Origin of the sequence: Acrocarpospora macrocephala (genome assembly GCF_009687865.1) — a bacterium.
Taxonomy (GTDB): domain Bacteria; phylum Actinomycetota; class Actinomycetes; order Streptosporangiales; family Streptosporangiaceae; genus Acrocarpospora; species Acrocarpospora macrocephala.
Genome location: NZ_BLAE01000096.1, coordinates 26,006 through 38,591 on the forward strand (window position 1 = coordinate 26,006; position 12,586 = coordinate 38,591).

General features: G+C 70.9%; 12 protein-coding genes. 2 read left to right on the plus strand and 10 right to left on the minus strand.

Annotated elements, in window-relative coordinates; all coding sequences use genetic code 11:
• Positions 1-9 precede the first annotated feature (9 nt).
• Positions 10-672 (minus strand): response regulator, encoded by a 663-nt coding sequence (locus Amac_RS49160; RefSeq protein ID WP_155361315.1) that lies wholly within the window; start codon positions 670-672, stop codon positions 10-12.
• Positions 669-1,838 carry a sensor histidine kinase gene (locus Amac_RS49165; RefSeq protein ID WP_155361316.1) on the minus strand — a complete coding sequence of 390 codons (1,170 nt, stop codon included), beginning with the start codon at positions 1,836-1,838 and terminating at the stop codon, positions 669-671. The genes Amac_RS49160 and Amac_RS49165 overlap by 4 nt, the downstream gene beginning before the upstream one ends.
• A gap of 177 nt (positions 1,839-2,015) precedes the next feature.
• On the opposite strand from Amac_RS49165, the gene Amac_RS49170 reads away from it, so the two are divergent.
• Together Amac_RS49170 and Amac_RS49175 are read left to right on the plus strand one after the other, a co-directional pair.
• On the plus strand, positions 2,016-3,263 hold the full coding sequence (locus Amac_RS49170; protein ID WP_155361317.1) for an alpha/beta hydrolase family protein: 1,248 nt from the start codon (positions 2,016-2,018) through the stop codon (positions 3,261-3,263).
• A 313-nt stretch (positions 3,264-3,576) separates the two neighbouring features.
• Positions 3,577-5,118 (plus strand): carboxylesterase/lipase family protein, encoded by a 1,542-nt coding sequence (locus tag Amac_RS49175; RefSeq protein WP_155361318.1) that lies wholly within the window; start codon positions 3,577-3,579, stop codon positions 5,116-5,118.
• Positions 5,119-5,506: 388 nt separating this feature from the next.
• Here the strand turns inward: Amac_RS49175 and Amac_RS49180 are convergent, their stop codons facing one another.
• From Amac_RS49180 to Amac_RS54235, 8 genes are all read right to left on the minus strand, one after another.
• On the minus strand, positions 5,507-5,650 hold the full coding sequence (locus Amac_RS49180; protein WP_155361319.1) for a hypothetical protein: 144 nt from the start codon (positions 5,648-5,650) through the stop codon (positions 5,507-5,509).
• A 200-nt stretch (positions 5,651-5,850) separates the two neighbouring features.
• Complete coding sequence (locus Amac_RS49185) at positions 5,851-8,103, minus strand: xanthine dehydrogenase family protein molybdopterin-binding subunit (protein ID WP_155361320.1); 2,253 nt, start codon at positions 8,101-8,103, stop codon at positions 5,851-5,853.
• Between the two features lie 73 nt (positions 8,104-8,176).
• Positions 8,177-9,154: an FAD binding domain-containing protein gene (locus Amac_RS49190; protein ID WP_155361321.1), complete on the minus strand. Its 978-nt coding sequence runs from the start codon at positions 9,152-9,154 to the stop codon at positions 8,177-8,179.
• Positions 9,154-9,786 carry a (2Fe-2S)-binding protein gene (locus Amac_RS49195; RefSeq protein ID WP_155361322.1) on the minus strand — a complete coding sequence of 211 codons (633 nt, stop codon included), beginning with the start codon at positions 9,784-9,786 and terminating at the stop codon, positions 9,154-9,156. Before Amac_RS49195 ends, Amac_RS49190 begins: the two co-directional genes overlap by 1 nt.
• A 176-nt stretch (positions 9,787-9,962) precedes the next feature.
• Entirely contained in the window at positions 9,963-10,112 is a 150-nt protein-coding gene (locus tag Amac_RS49200) for an SRPBCC family protein (RefSeq protein ID WP_155361323.1), read from the minus strand.
• A gap of 43 nt (positions 10,113-10,155) precedes the next feature.
• Positions 10,156-11,598 carry an aldehyde dehydrogenase family protein gene (locus tag Amac_RS49205; RefSeq protein WP_246269195.1) on the minus strand — a complete coding sequence of 481 codons (1,443 nt, stop codon included), beginning with the start codon at positions 11,596-11,598 and terminating at the stop codon, positions 10,156-10,158.
• A gap of 20 nt (positions 11,599-11,618) precedes the next feature.
• Positions 11,619-11,819, minus strand: coding sequence for a hypothetical protein (locus Amac_RS57010; RefSeq protein WP_246269196.1), 201 nt, complete (start codon positions 11,817-11,819; stop codon positions 11,619-11,621).
• 336 nt (positions 11,820-12,155) lie between these two features.
• On the minus strand, positions 12,156-12,586 hold a 431-nt coding region (locus tag Amac_RS54235), incomplete at its 5' end, for a hypothetical protein (protein WP_218041740.1).

The following is a 12,586-nucleotide window of genomic DNA, read 5'->3' on the forward strand; positions in this document are numbered from 1 at the left end:
CGGCGACGCTCAGACGGGGCGGACGAGCCCGCTCTCGTAGGCGAACACCACGGCCTGCACCCGGTCCCGCAGCTCCAGCTTCGCCAGGATCCGGCCCAGGTGCGTCTTCACCGTCGCCTCGGCGAGGTGCAGGGCGGTGGCGACCTCGGTGTTGGACAGGCCACGGGCCACCTGGACGAGGACCTCGCGCTCGCGGGCCGTCAGCCGCCGCAGCCGCTCGTCGTCCCCGAGGCCGCCGCCGTTCAGGAGCTGGGGCGAGAACTTCTCCAGCAGGCGGCGGGTGATCCGCGGCGAGACCACGGCGTCTCCCGCCGCGACGCTCCGGATCGCCCCGAGCAACTCCTCCGGCTGTGAATTCTTCAGCAGGAAGCCGGACGCGCCGGCCTTGAGTCCGGCGAAGGCGTATTCGTCCAGGTCGAAGGTGGTCAGGATGAGCACCCGCGTCGGCGGAGAGTCTCTGACGATGTGCCGTGTCGCCTCGATGCCGTCGGTGCCGGGCATGCGCACGTCCATCAGGACGACGTCGGGCCGCAGGTGCCGCGCCAGCCGTACGGCCTCGGCGCCGTTCGCGGCCTCTCCGGCCACGACCATGTCGGGTTGCGTCTCTATGATCATGGTGAATGCCATGCGCAGCAATGACTCGTCGTCGGCGAGCAGGACCCGGATCGTCACGCGGCGCCCTCCCGGGCGCGGCCGGGGTCGAGATCGAGCCGCGCCGACACCCGCCAGCCGCCCACCGAGACCGGCCCGGCCCGCAGCGTCCCGCCGAACACCGCCACGCGCTCGTGCATGCCGATTATGCCCTGACCAGGGGAGCCCACGGCGGCTCGCGCGGCGCGGCCGTCGTCGGTGACCTCCACAGCGACGGCCTCGGCAGAGATGTGGACCCGCACCTCGGCCGTGGTGCCGGGCGAGGTGTGCTTGAGTGCGTTCGTCAGGGCTTCCTGCGCCAGCCGGTAAACGGTGAGCTGGGCGGCGGCGGGGACCGGGGTGGGGTCGCCCGCCACCTCCAGGCGGGTCGGCAGTCCTGCGGCGCGCATCCGATCGACGAGGGCAGGCAACTGGGCGACGCCAGGCATCGGATGCCGCGGCGCGCCGGGTTCGCCGGGCCGCAGGACGCCCAGGGAGCGTCGCATTTCGGCAAGGGCCTGCCGTCCGGTGCCCGAGATCTGCTCCACAGCGGCGGCCGCCCGGTCGGGTGAGCCGGGCAGCACGTAGATCGCACTGTCGGCCAGGGCGACCATGACGGACAGGTTGTGGGTGACGATGTCATGCATCTCCCGGGCCATGTGTGCCCTCTCCTCCGCCACCGCGAGCCGCGCCCGCTGGTCGCGGTCACGCTCCAGCGAGGCGACGTACGCCCGGCGGTCCGCCATGGCGGTCCCCATGAGAGCGGCGGCGGCGGCCATCGCGACCGACGCGACGGCCGTGAGCGGGAACAGGCCCTCGGGCGCCCAGCGAGCGGAAGCCATCAGGATGCCAATCCCGAGCACAGCACCCGCAGTCAGCATGCGCCGCCAGGTGGAGTGCGCGCCGAGAGTGTAGAGGGCGACCAGCAACGCCGCATCGGCGGGCAACTGGACGCCGGTGAGCCACTGGACGAACGCGGCCGCGGCGATCACGCCGAACACCGCCAGCGGCGCCCGTCGCCGCCACACCAGCGGCAACACCAGGGCCGTCTGGAGGACGACGATCCCCGGACCGCCCTGCACAACCTGGCCAGGGCCGAGGGTCACGAGGAACAGCAGGGCCGCGAGCAGCGCGTCGAGCACCAGGGGCCGGCCGGCGAACCAGGCCCCGATACCCGACGCCCATCGGCGTGTATCACCCCAGGTCATGTTGCATCACCCTAACCTCCGACCGGGTGAAACCCCGTCCTCCTTCCGGATGAAGAACCAGGCAGGTCAGCCCCGAGTCGTACGGCCGGGTCAGCCCTCAGTCGCTCGCCCGAGCCGGAGAGCCGCTGGCAGGCTCCTCAACTGCACATCCGGAACGACCCGTGAGGAGCCGATCACATGCTGACCGCGACACCCGATCCCCGCCCTTCCCGCCGTGGCCGCCGTACAGTCCTCGGGCTGGGAATCGCCGCCGTCCTCGTCGCCGCCACCCCCGCCGCCTCGGCCGCCGCCATGGAGGCGCCCGTCACGCTGACCCTGCCGGCTCCCACCGGGCCGCATCCGATCGGCACGGTCGCCCTGCACCTGATCGACCGGTCCCGTCCAGACCCCCTGAAACCATCGCGGCCCTACCGCGAGCTCATGGTGAGCCTCTGGTACCCGGCAATGGGGAACAACCGGAATCTTCCCCTGGCACCGCACATGGCGTCCCGGGCGGCGGCTGACTGGGACAAGCGCTCGGCGCCGCCGCTGGACATCGAGTCGGGCGTGGTGGACTGGGCCGCCACCCGCACGCACGCCCGCGTCGGAGCGCCCGTCGACCAGCGAGCGGGAAAGCTGCCGATCGTCGTATTCGAGCCGGGAGACGGCGGCCCGCGCACGCTCGGCACCGTGCTGGTGGAGGAACTGGCGAGCCGGGGCTACCTGGTCGTCAGCGTGGACCACACCTACGAGGCCGACCAGGTCGAGTTCCCCGGCGGACGGGTCGAGCGGGCCGTTCCCCTGCCCGACAAGCTCACACCCGAAGTCATCGAGAAGCTGCTCAGGAAACACTTGGCGATTCGCCTCGCCGACATGAGATTCGTCCTCGATCAGCTCTCGGTCCTCAACCGGGGCCGTAACCCCGACGCGGAGCGCGCCCCGTTGCCATCCCGGCTGCCCGGCGCCCTGAACCTGTCCCGGGTCGGAGTGCTCGGCCAGTCCCTCGGCGGATCGGTCGCCGCGCAGCTCGCCCACGACCGCCGTGTGCACGCGGGGGTCAACCTCGACGGCGGATTCATCGGCCCGGTCGCGCGGACCGGGGTCGCCAGGCCGTTCCTGCAGCTGGCGCGTGAGTCGCACACCCGGAACAACGACCCCACCTGGAAGTCCTTCTGGGCCGCCTCCACCGGTTGGAAGCGCGAGCTGAGGTTCGCGGGGGCACAGCACGGCTCGTTCACCGACCTGCAGGTGATGCTGCCGCAACTCGCCGCCACCCTGAAGAAGGTGCCCGCCGCCGACCTCATCGGGACGATCAACCCTGCCCGGTCGGTCGCGGCCCAGCGCGCGCACGTCAGCGCGTTCTTCGATCTCCACCTGAAGGGACGGCCCACACACCTCTTCGCCGGTCCCGTCAGGCGCTACCCCGAAGTCAAGCCGATTCCCTGACCAGGCTCGGCCTGGTGGCCACCAGCGGCGGGGATTTCGTCACGGTGGCCACCGCCTGTCATTCCTCTTCATATGCTGTGCCCAGCCGGTAGTGCCCATCTGATTCGTCCACGATGTACAGGTGGGCGATCCGAAAAGCCGTGTACGCCATGCCCGTACGTCCGGCCTTCCATAGCCATGTCGGATGCCGCCGCGCTGCTTCGCCGTGAGGGCTGGAAGCGGCGGACGAAGTAGCGGGGGTGCACGTAGGTACACCGTCGGCGGGTACCTGGCCGGATTCTGCGGGGCGGCGGCCTGCCAGACCATTGCGGGCATGAGATTACTCAAGGCGAGCATCCTCCTCTCCGTGGTCGCCGGTTGGCTGCTGATGGCCGCGCCGGCCGAGGCGAGCACCGGCATTGTCAGCACCGGCGTCGTCAGGACCGACGCGGGCGCCGTCCGCGGCACCGTCGCCGCGGACCACCGCACGTTCCAGGGCATCCCCTTCGCCGCGCCACCCGTCGGCGCGCTCCGGTGGCGGGCGCCGCAGCCGGTCGAGCCGTGGCGCGGGGTGCGGGACGCGACGCGGCCCGGCCCCCGCTGCGCGCAGAACGCCGCGATCGGCAGCCCGGCCGGCGACAGCGAGGACTGCCTCTACCTCAACGTCACCACTCCCCGCCCTCTGCACGGGCTCAGGCCGGTCATGGTCTGGGTGCACGGCGGCGGCTTCAGCGGCGGCGCGGGCAGCGACTACGACGAGCGGCGCCTGGCCGTACAGGGTGACGTCGTGGTTGTCACGGTCAACTACCGGCTGGGCGCGTTCGGGTTCTTCGGGTATCCCGGACTCAAAGACTCCGGCACGTACGGGCTGATGGACCAGCAGGCGGCGCTGCGATGGGTGCGCCGCAACGCGGCGGCGTTCGGCGGGGATCCCGGCAGGGTGACGCTGTTCGGCGAGTCGGCGGGCGGCGACAGCATGTGCGCGCAGCTCGCCTCCCCGGCGGCGGCCGGGCTGTTCCAGCGGATGGTGATCCAGAGCGGGTCGTGCACCGAGCTGAACGTGCCCGACGTGATCTTCCCCGGCGTCGGCGCCGAGTACGACACCTGGAAGCCGCGCGAGGTCCTGGAGGGGGTCGGCGCGCGCGTGGCGCCCGCGCTGGGCTGCGCGGACCCGGCCACGGCGATGGAGTGCCTGCGCGGGCTGCCGGTGTCCGCGCTGCTGGCCGCCCAGAACCCGCCCGTCTTCTGGAGCCCCGCGTACGGCACTGCGACGCTCCCCGTCCACCCCGGACGCGCGCTGCGCGAGGGCAAGTTCAACCGGGTGCCCGTCCTGGCCGGGACGACCCGGGACGAGGGCGCGTTCTTCGCGGCGACGTTCCCGCCCCTTGCGGAGAACGACTACAGGGGCCTGCTCAGCGTGGCGTTCGGCGACAAGGCGGACCTGGTCGCCGAACGCTACCCGGCGGGGACGTCGCCGCGGGGGGCGTGGGGCTCGATCATCACCGACCGCGGCTACGCCTGCCCGAACAGGCGCAACGACCTGGTGCTGGCCCGCTGGACGCCGGTTTACGGGTACGAGTTCGCCGACCGGGACGCCCCGCTGCCGTTCGAGTTCCCGCGACCCGAGGACTTCCCGCTCGGCGCCTTCCACGCCTCCGAGCTGGCCTACCTGCACGACTTCAAGGTGACGTTCCGGCCCGACCAGCAGCGGCTCTCCGACACGATGATCCGCTACTGGACGCGTTTCGCGGCCGTCGGCAGGCCCGCCGCCTCCTGGCCGGCCGTCCCGCTCGTCCAGTCGCTGGAGCCCGGCGGCAACCGTCCCGCCGACCTCAACGAGCGGCACAACTGCGACTTCTGGGACAGTCTCGGCTGACTCCCGGCTGGACGCGGGTCGGCGGCGATGCTGCCGGCCCTCGTTCGGCGTGTGATGCGTGATCGCCGCCCCTAGGCTGAACGGGTGTCCCCGTTTAGCGGCCCGCCTCCCACGGCCCGTGCTCGACGCATGGCAACGCGGCGAACTGGTGCGTGACTGGTGGCGTCGTAGTGCGGGACGACCTGGAACGGTGGCGGATCAGCCCGCCAGTCCCGTCGGGTCGGCCGGGGGCGGGGCGGAACCGCCCGGATCACGATCGGTTCGGGTGGGCGGGCATAACCTGGGCATCGTCTCCACCGGCGACCACGCGGGAAGGGAGCGTCGTGACCGGCGTTCTCGTCCCCGGTCACGACACGCCGTTTCCCGCCAACGGACCAAACTCCGGAAATCAGCCTCCGTGCTCGTAGGGGGACTTCTTCGCCAGGGTTCCGTCGGCTGGCGCGGGCGCGAATACCGCCACGGTAGTCACTGTGGCCGCGATCAGCGCGGCGATGACGACCAGGATCCTGCGGGGCTTATTGGTGGCTCGCATGTCAAACCTCTCCATTTCATGATGGAAGAACTGACAGAGGTACAGCCTACGCGCGCTGCTCGACCGACGAACAAGACGTGATCATCCATACCGAGCAGCTGCTCGCGCTCGGCGTGACCGTCCTCGGGCGGGCCGGGCGCGCCGGTCTTCTCCTCGCCCGAGAGCGAGGAGTTTCGGCAGGTGCCGCAGGCCGCCGGGCTCTACAGCAGCTTGTCGAGGGTGATGGGGACGTCGCGTACTCGGATGCCGGTGGCGTTGAAGATGGCGTTGCCGACTGCGGCGGCCGAACCGACGTTGCCGATCTCCCCGAGGCCGCGGGCGCCGAGGCTCCTGGTCCCGACCTCCCCGCCGTCGTCGCCGAGGGGCCCGATGAGGAGCGGGTCGGGTCGGTCGAGCAGGTGCACGTCGATGTCGGGGATGTCGGCGTTCACGGGCACCAGGTAGTCGGCGAGAGTGCTGCCGGCCAGGCGCCCGGTGTCGAGTTCCAGCGGGTTCTCTTCCAGCAGGGCGTACCCGATGCCGAAGATGACGCCGCCGACGAGCTGACTCCGGGCGGCCCGGGCGTTGATGACGCGACCGACGTCCGCGACCGTCGTGAACCGGGTGACGCGGGTCTCGCAGGTGAACCGGTTGACCCTCACCTCGCAGAAGTGGGCGCCGAAGCTGTGGTACGCGTACCCGGCGGGAGCGCCGCCGGGCCCGGAGGCGGTGGCGTCGACGCCCCGCGATCCGAGGGCGGTCAGCAGGCGGCCGAAGGACATCGAGCGACCGTGCGCGCGCAGGCGGCCCTCCTCGTAGCGCAGGTCCTCGGCGTTCGCTCCGTGCCACGGCGACCGGGGATCGGTCACCGCGAGCTGCTTGAGCGCGGCGATCGCCTCGCGGGCGGCGCCCACGATCAACGGCACGGTGGAGTGCGTGGCGCTGGAGCCCACAGCGGGTGCGCCCTGGGGCAGCGCCGAGTCACCGATCTCGGGCGTCACCCGCTTCAGCGGGATCCCCAGGGCGTCGGCGCCGGCGATCGCTACCATGGTCCACCCGCCGGTGCCCAGGTCCGCGGTCGCGGTCGACACCACCGCGGTGTCGTCGTCGAGCAGCCGGACCCGGACGCTCGCGGGGTGGCGGGTCGCCGGGTACACGGCGGTGGCCATGCCGACGCCGAACAGCCACTGCCCGTCGACGCGCGCGCGGGGCGTGGCGTGGCGGCGGGACCAGCCGAAACGCCGGGCGCCGACGCGGTAGCACTCGTCGAGGTGCTTGCTCGACCACGGCAGGCCCGTGGCGGGACTGACGGTGGCGTAGTTGCGCAGCCGCAGCTCGACCGGGTCGACACCGGTGGCGACTGCCAGTTCGTCCATCGCCGTCTCCAGGGCGAACGCCCCCGGGGCCTCGTTGGGCGCCCGCATCGCCCGGCTGCCGGGCAGGTCGAGGATGACCTGCCGGGGGCCGACGCGCAGGTTCGGCGTGCGATAGAGCGTGTCCGAGGTGGCGTGGGCCGGGGTCACGTTGAAGCCGCCGACGACCGGCATCTCGGCGTCGCTCTCGTGGCTGACGGCGTTGAGGACCCCGTCGCGGGAGGCGCCCAGCCTGACGATCTGGGTGAGGTGCGGGCGGTGGCCGACCAGGGTGAACATCTGTTCCCGGGTGAGGACGAGCTTGACGGGGCGGCCCAACTCGCGGGCCGCCGCGGCGGCGACGAGGGCGTCGCTCCACACGACGACCCGGGCGCCGAAGCCGCCGCCGACGTACTTCGAGATCAGACGGATGTCCTGCGGGAGGACGCCGAGCCGCTGGGACAGCAGGAGCGCGTACGCCGGCGGAATCTGCGCACCGGCGTGCACGGTCACCCGGTCGCCGTCCCAGACGGCGAGGGTGGCATGGGGTTCCATCGCGACGTGGTGCTGCACCGGCTGGTGGAACTCGGCCTCCACGACGACGTCGCTGGCGGCGAGCGCCGCGTCGATCGACTCGACGCCGGGGGCGAGGATCGTGAGGTTGCTCGGCGACCCGCTGACCGTGGGGCCGGCCGGCACGCGGGGCTCGTCCGCGAGGGAGGTGCGCGGCGGCTGCGCGTCGTAGGTCGCGGTGACCAGCGCCGCGGCGTCGCGCGCCTGCTCGACGCTCTCGGCGACGACCATGGCGATGACCTGTCCGTGGAAGCGCACGGCCGTGTCCTGCAGGGGGGCGTAGTTCTCGACGAGGCCACGAAACTGGGGTGCGACCGGGTACAGCTTCAGGCGCGGGTCCGGCGCGGCGTACACGCGCAGGACTCCGGGAGAGGCCAGCGCGGCCCCGGCGTCGATCCTGGTGATCGTGCCCCTCCCGATCGTGCTGGTGACGACGTGGGCGTATGCCGTGCCGGGGGCCGGGTAGTCGGCTGAGTACTGGGCGGCGCCGGTGACTTTCAGCCGGCCGTCGACGCGGTCTATCTCACGCCCGACTGGGGAATTCGTCATCGTGACTCCTGATAGTTGATGAAGGCTTCCGGTTCTGGCGTCACGACCCCTGTCGGCGGTGTCATGGGGTCGTTCATCGGCGCTCCTGCAGGACCGTCAGGGCCCGGACCAGCGTGCGTCGCAGCAGCGCCGGCTTGAACGCGTTGTGCGCCAGCGGCCGGGCGCCGTCCGCGGCGCCCCCGACCGCCGACTCGAACGTGTCCGGCGTCGCGGGCCGACCGGTCAGCGCCCGTTCGACCTCCGTCAGGCGCCACGGTCTGGTTCCCACCCCGCCGACGGCGATCCTGGCCTGCGCAACAGTGCTGCCGCGCAGCTCGAGCGCGACGGCCGCCGAGGCGAGGGCGAACTCGTACGACTGCCGGTCGCGGACCTTCACATAGACCGAGTGCCCGGCCCACGGTGAGCGGGGCACGGAGACGCCGGTGATGAGCTCACCCGGTCGCAGCACGTTCTCGACGTGGGGGGTGGTGCCGGGAAGGGCGTAGAACTCGTCGAGCGGCACGGTGCGCGTGCCCCGCGCCGAGGCCAGATGCACCACTGCGCTCAGCGCCACCAGCGCGACGGCCAGGTCGCTGGGGTGGGTGGCCACGCAGGCGTCGCTGGTGCCGAGGATCGCGTGGCTGCGGTTCACCCCGGTCAGTGCCGAGCAGCCGCTGCCAGGTTCCCGCTTGTTGCAGGCGGTCGTGACGTCGCGGAAGTAGCCGCATCGGGTGCGCTGCAGTAGGTTCCCGCCGATGCTCGCCATGTTGCACAGCTGAGCCGAAGCGCTCAGCTCCAGCGCCTGCGCGATCATCGGATAGTGCTGGCGCACGGTGCGGTGGGTGGCGACGTCGCTCATCCGCTCGAGCGCCCCGATGTGCAGCCCGTCGCGGTCCAGGGTGATGCCGTGCAGCGGGAGCCGGTTGATGTCCACGACGCGGGCCGGGGTCATCACGTCGAGCTTCATCAGGTCGACCAGGGTCGTGCCGCCGGCCAGGAAGGCGGTGTCCGCCCCGGCGTCCGCGACGGCCTCACTCACCGAGCGCGATTGGGTGAAGGTGTAGGGCCGCATCAGCGCATCACCTTCTCCGCGTCGCGGATCGCTGCGACGATGAACGGGTAAGCGCTGCACCGGCAGATGTTGCCCGACATGCGTTCGCGGATCTCGTCGTCGGAGCTCGCGTGTCCTTCACCGACCATGGCGACCGCCGACATGATCTGCCCGGGGGTGCAGAAGCCGCACTGCAAGCCGTCGTGGTCGATGAAGGCCTCCTGCATCGGATGTAGCCGGTCGCCCTGGGCGAGACCCTCGATGGTGGTCACCGCACGATCGTCAGCCGCGGCAGTCAGGGTCAGGCAGGACAGCACGCGCCGACCGTCGACATGGACGGTGCACGCCCCGCACTGACCCCGGTCGCATCCCTTCTTCGTCCCCCTGAGCTCCAGCCGTTCGCGGAGCGTGTCGAGCAGGGTGGCCCTCGGGTCGACCCGCACCGTGACCGGGTCGCCGTTGACCACGACCCGTACCGTCACGAGACCGGCACCCGCCGCGGCAGGGTCCGGTGCGGTAGGGTCCGCCGCGGCATCCGCTGCCGCCGTCAGCAGCAGCGGCGCCGCCGCCGCAGCGACGACGAGGCCGCCACCCAAGAAATTTCGCCGGGACACACCCGACCCGCCGGGGCCCGCGTTGTCGTCAGAATTCATCGAGTCTCTCCTGGTCAGGCAGCAAGATCAGGCAGGGAACGGGACAGCACCGCGACCGCCGTATCCGGTCCAGGTGCTGCTACCAGGCTGACCAACGAGGTCGATCACAGCCAGGACCTGCCGATCCCAGGCTGAGGTCGGCCGGGCGCACCCACGGCACAACCGGGCGGGGTATCTCACGCGGTATCTGCGGCGTAGGCGGCGAGGTCGTCGACCATGCGCTGCATCACGCCCGGGAGGACGAACGGCATCAGCCAGCCGGCCCCGGGCCGTGCACGCCAGGTGATGGTCGTCCCGCCCGCAGCGGTCGGCTCCAGGTCGATCACCGCCCGGTAGTCCTTGTGACGGCCACCTGACTGCACTGCTTCGTCAGCGGCGTGAAGCGGAGCTGGTGGCGTCTGCGCCGAACACCAGCCCCTTGATCTGCTGGAATTCCTCCAGTCCGTATCGTCCGTACTCCCGGCCGGTCCCTGATCGCTTGTAGCCGCCGAACGGGACGCCGGGGTTGAACCCGGCGCCGTCGATGAAGACCTGGCCGGCCTGAAGCTGCCGGGCCACCTCGACGGCTTCGGAGCGGGTGGCGCCCCACACACCGGCGCACAGACCGTAGGGCGTTCGGTTCGCGAGGTCGATGGCCTCTTGGATCGATTCGTAGGGCTGGATCACCAGCACGGGCCCGAAGATCTCGTCAGTCACGAGAGCCGAATGGGGCGGGACGTCGGAGAAGACTGTCAGCGGCAGGTAGTAGCCATGGCTCAGCGTCGCCGGGCGATCGGGGCCGCCGGTCAGCAGCCGCAGGCCTTCCTGCTGTCCTCGGCGGATGTAGTCCTGCACGCGTTCCTGCTGGGCTTTCGACGCGAGCGGCCCGTAGTCGGTGCCAGGGGCGGACGGGTCGCCCACGACGTAGCCGGCGACCGTGTCACGGACGATCGTCTCGGTCTCGGCCAGGCGTGCTCGGTCGACCAGGATTCGGGTCAGGGCCATGCACGTCTGGCCAGAGTTCAGGAAGCCCGAGCGCAGTGCCTGCTGCACGGCCGGTTGCAGTGGCGCGTCCGGCAGGATGACGGCGGGGCTCTTGCCGCCCAGTTCCAGGGATACCTTCTTGACGGTGGCTGCTGCCGCGGTCGCGACTTGGATGCCGGCTTGGGTGGAACCGGTGAACGACACGAGGTCGACGTCCGGATGACTGGCGATGCGCGCGCCGACGGTTGTGCCGTCGCCGATGACCATGTTGAACACGCCGGGCGGCAGGCCGACCGAGTCGATTGCCTCGGTTAGGGCATAGGCCCCCAACGGAGTGATCTCGCTGGGCTTGTAGACGACGGTGTTCCCGGCTGCCAGCGCCGGCGCGATCTTGGCCGCGCTCTGATGCAGCGGGTAGTTCCACGGTGTGATCGCGCCGACCACCCCGTACGGCTCGCGCAGCACCGTCGCACCGGGGATCGTCTCGTCCGGCTTGGACTGCTCGATCAGGTCGGCGGCCGAGGCGAAGAAGTGTATCGGGCTCCCGGCGTGCGCTCGGCGAGACAGGGTGATCGGAGATCCGACCTCCGCCGTCTCCAGCTGTGCGATCTCCTCATGACAAGAGGTCAGCTCAGCGGCGATCGCGCGCAGCAGCGCGGCACGCTCGGACACGGGCGTCCGCGCCCAGCCCGGCCCGGCCCGACGGGCAGCGTCAACCACTGCCTCGACGTCAGTGACGTCCCCCAACGTGACCTGGCCCAGGCTTTCCTCGGTGGCCGGGTTGGTCACCACGACCTGCTGCGTACTGTGCGAGCGGACCCAGCGCCCGTTCACGTAGAACGTGTCCATGTACCGTCCATTCGTCTGCATCAGGTTCTCTCTTCCGCTTGGCTGAGGTCCTGGCACATGCTGTCGCCGTGGATTCGGCGGGTGATCGCGTTCAACGCCGGCCGGGCCAGCCCGCGCGGGGCCTTCAGCATCTCGTGCAACCTGGAGGTCACCGATGCCAGCGTCGCGTCTGCCAATAGTGCGGAGTCCTCCGTGACCGATCCGGTCACGGTCTGGAACACGGCATCGAGCCGCTGCGCCGCCTCGTTGCAGGGCCGGAGGCGGGTCGTCGAGGGACGCCAGGCCCTTCCGGATGCCCTTGCTCAGCACGAGCAACGACCGCGTCGGCGAGCACGTCGCCGGTGGCCAACGCCCACCGCATCAGGTCAGCCCGAGCCTCGCCGAACTGAGCCAGAACGGTCGACCGACACGCTCGCCCAGTCGGCCACTCAACCTGCTCGATCACGACGTCTCCCCTAGAAAACTAGTACTGACCGTCCGCCCAGGTCAGGGGGTATCTCCATACGCCCTTTCCTGGGCAGACGCGGCTAGACCCGTTTTCCGCGCATCGGTGATCTTCAGCGAAGTTGCCGAGGGTCGGTATCGAGGAGGTCGAGCAAGCGGAGTTGAAGGACCGTCGGTTGCGGGATGATCGGCGGGTCCTGGCCGTTTCCAGGGATGATCTTCATGGTGGCCAGCGCGTCGAGGATGAGCCTGCCGGTGGGGATGGCCGGTCGTCCGGCATACAAACCCTCGACTCTGATCTGGCCTTGTTCGGCCAGCGCGTGTCTGACCTGGCGTTCGATGAGGGAGAAGATGAGCAGGGCCAGGCAGATGACGGTGACCAGGGCGGCGATGCGCCGGTTGTTCTTCAGGTAGAGGGCTGCGACGGCCAGGGGGCCTTTGAAGGCGGAGTAGCGGCGTTCGACCGCTTCCTGTCCTTTGTAGAGGGTCAGGACGGTGGCGGTGTCGGCCTGATCGGGGGGCAGGTTGGTGAGCAGGGCGTACC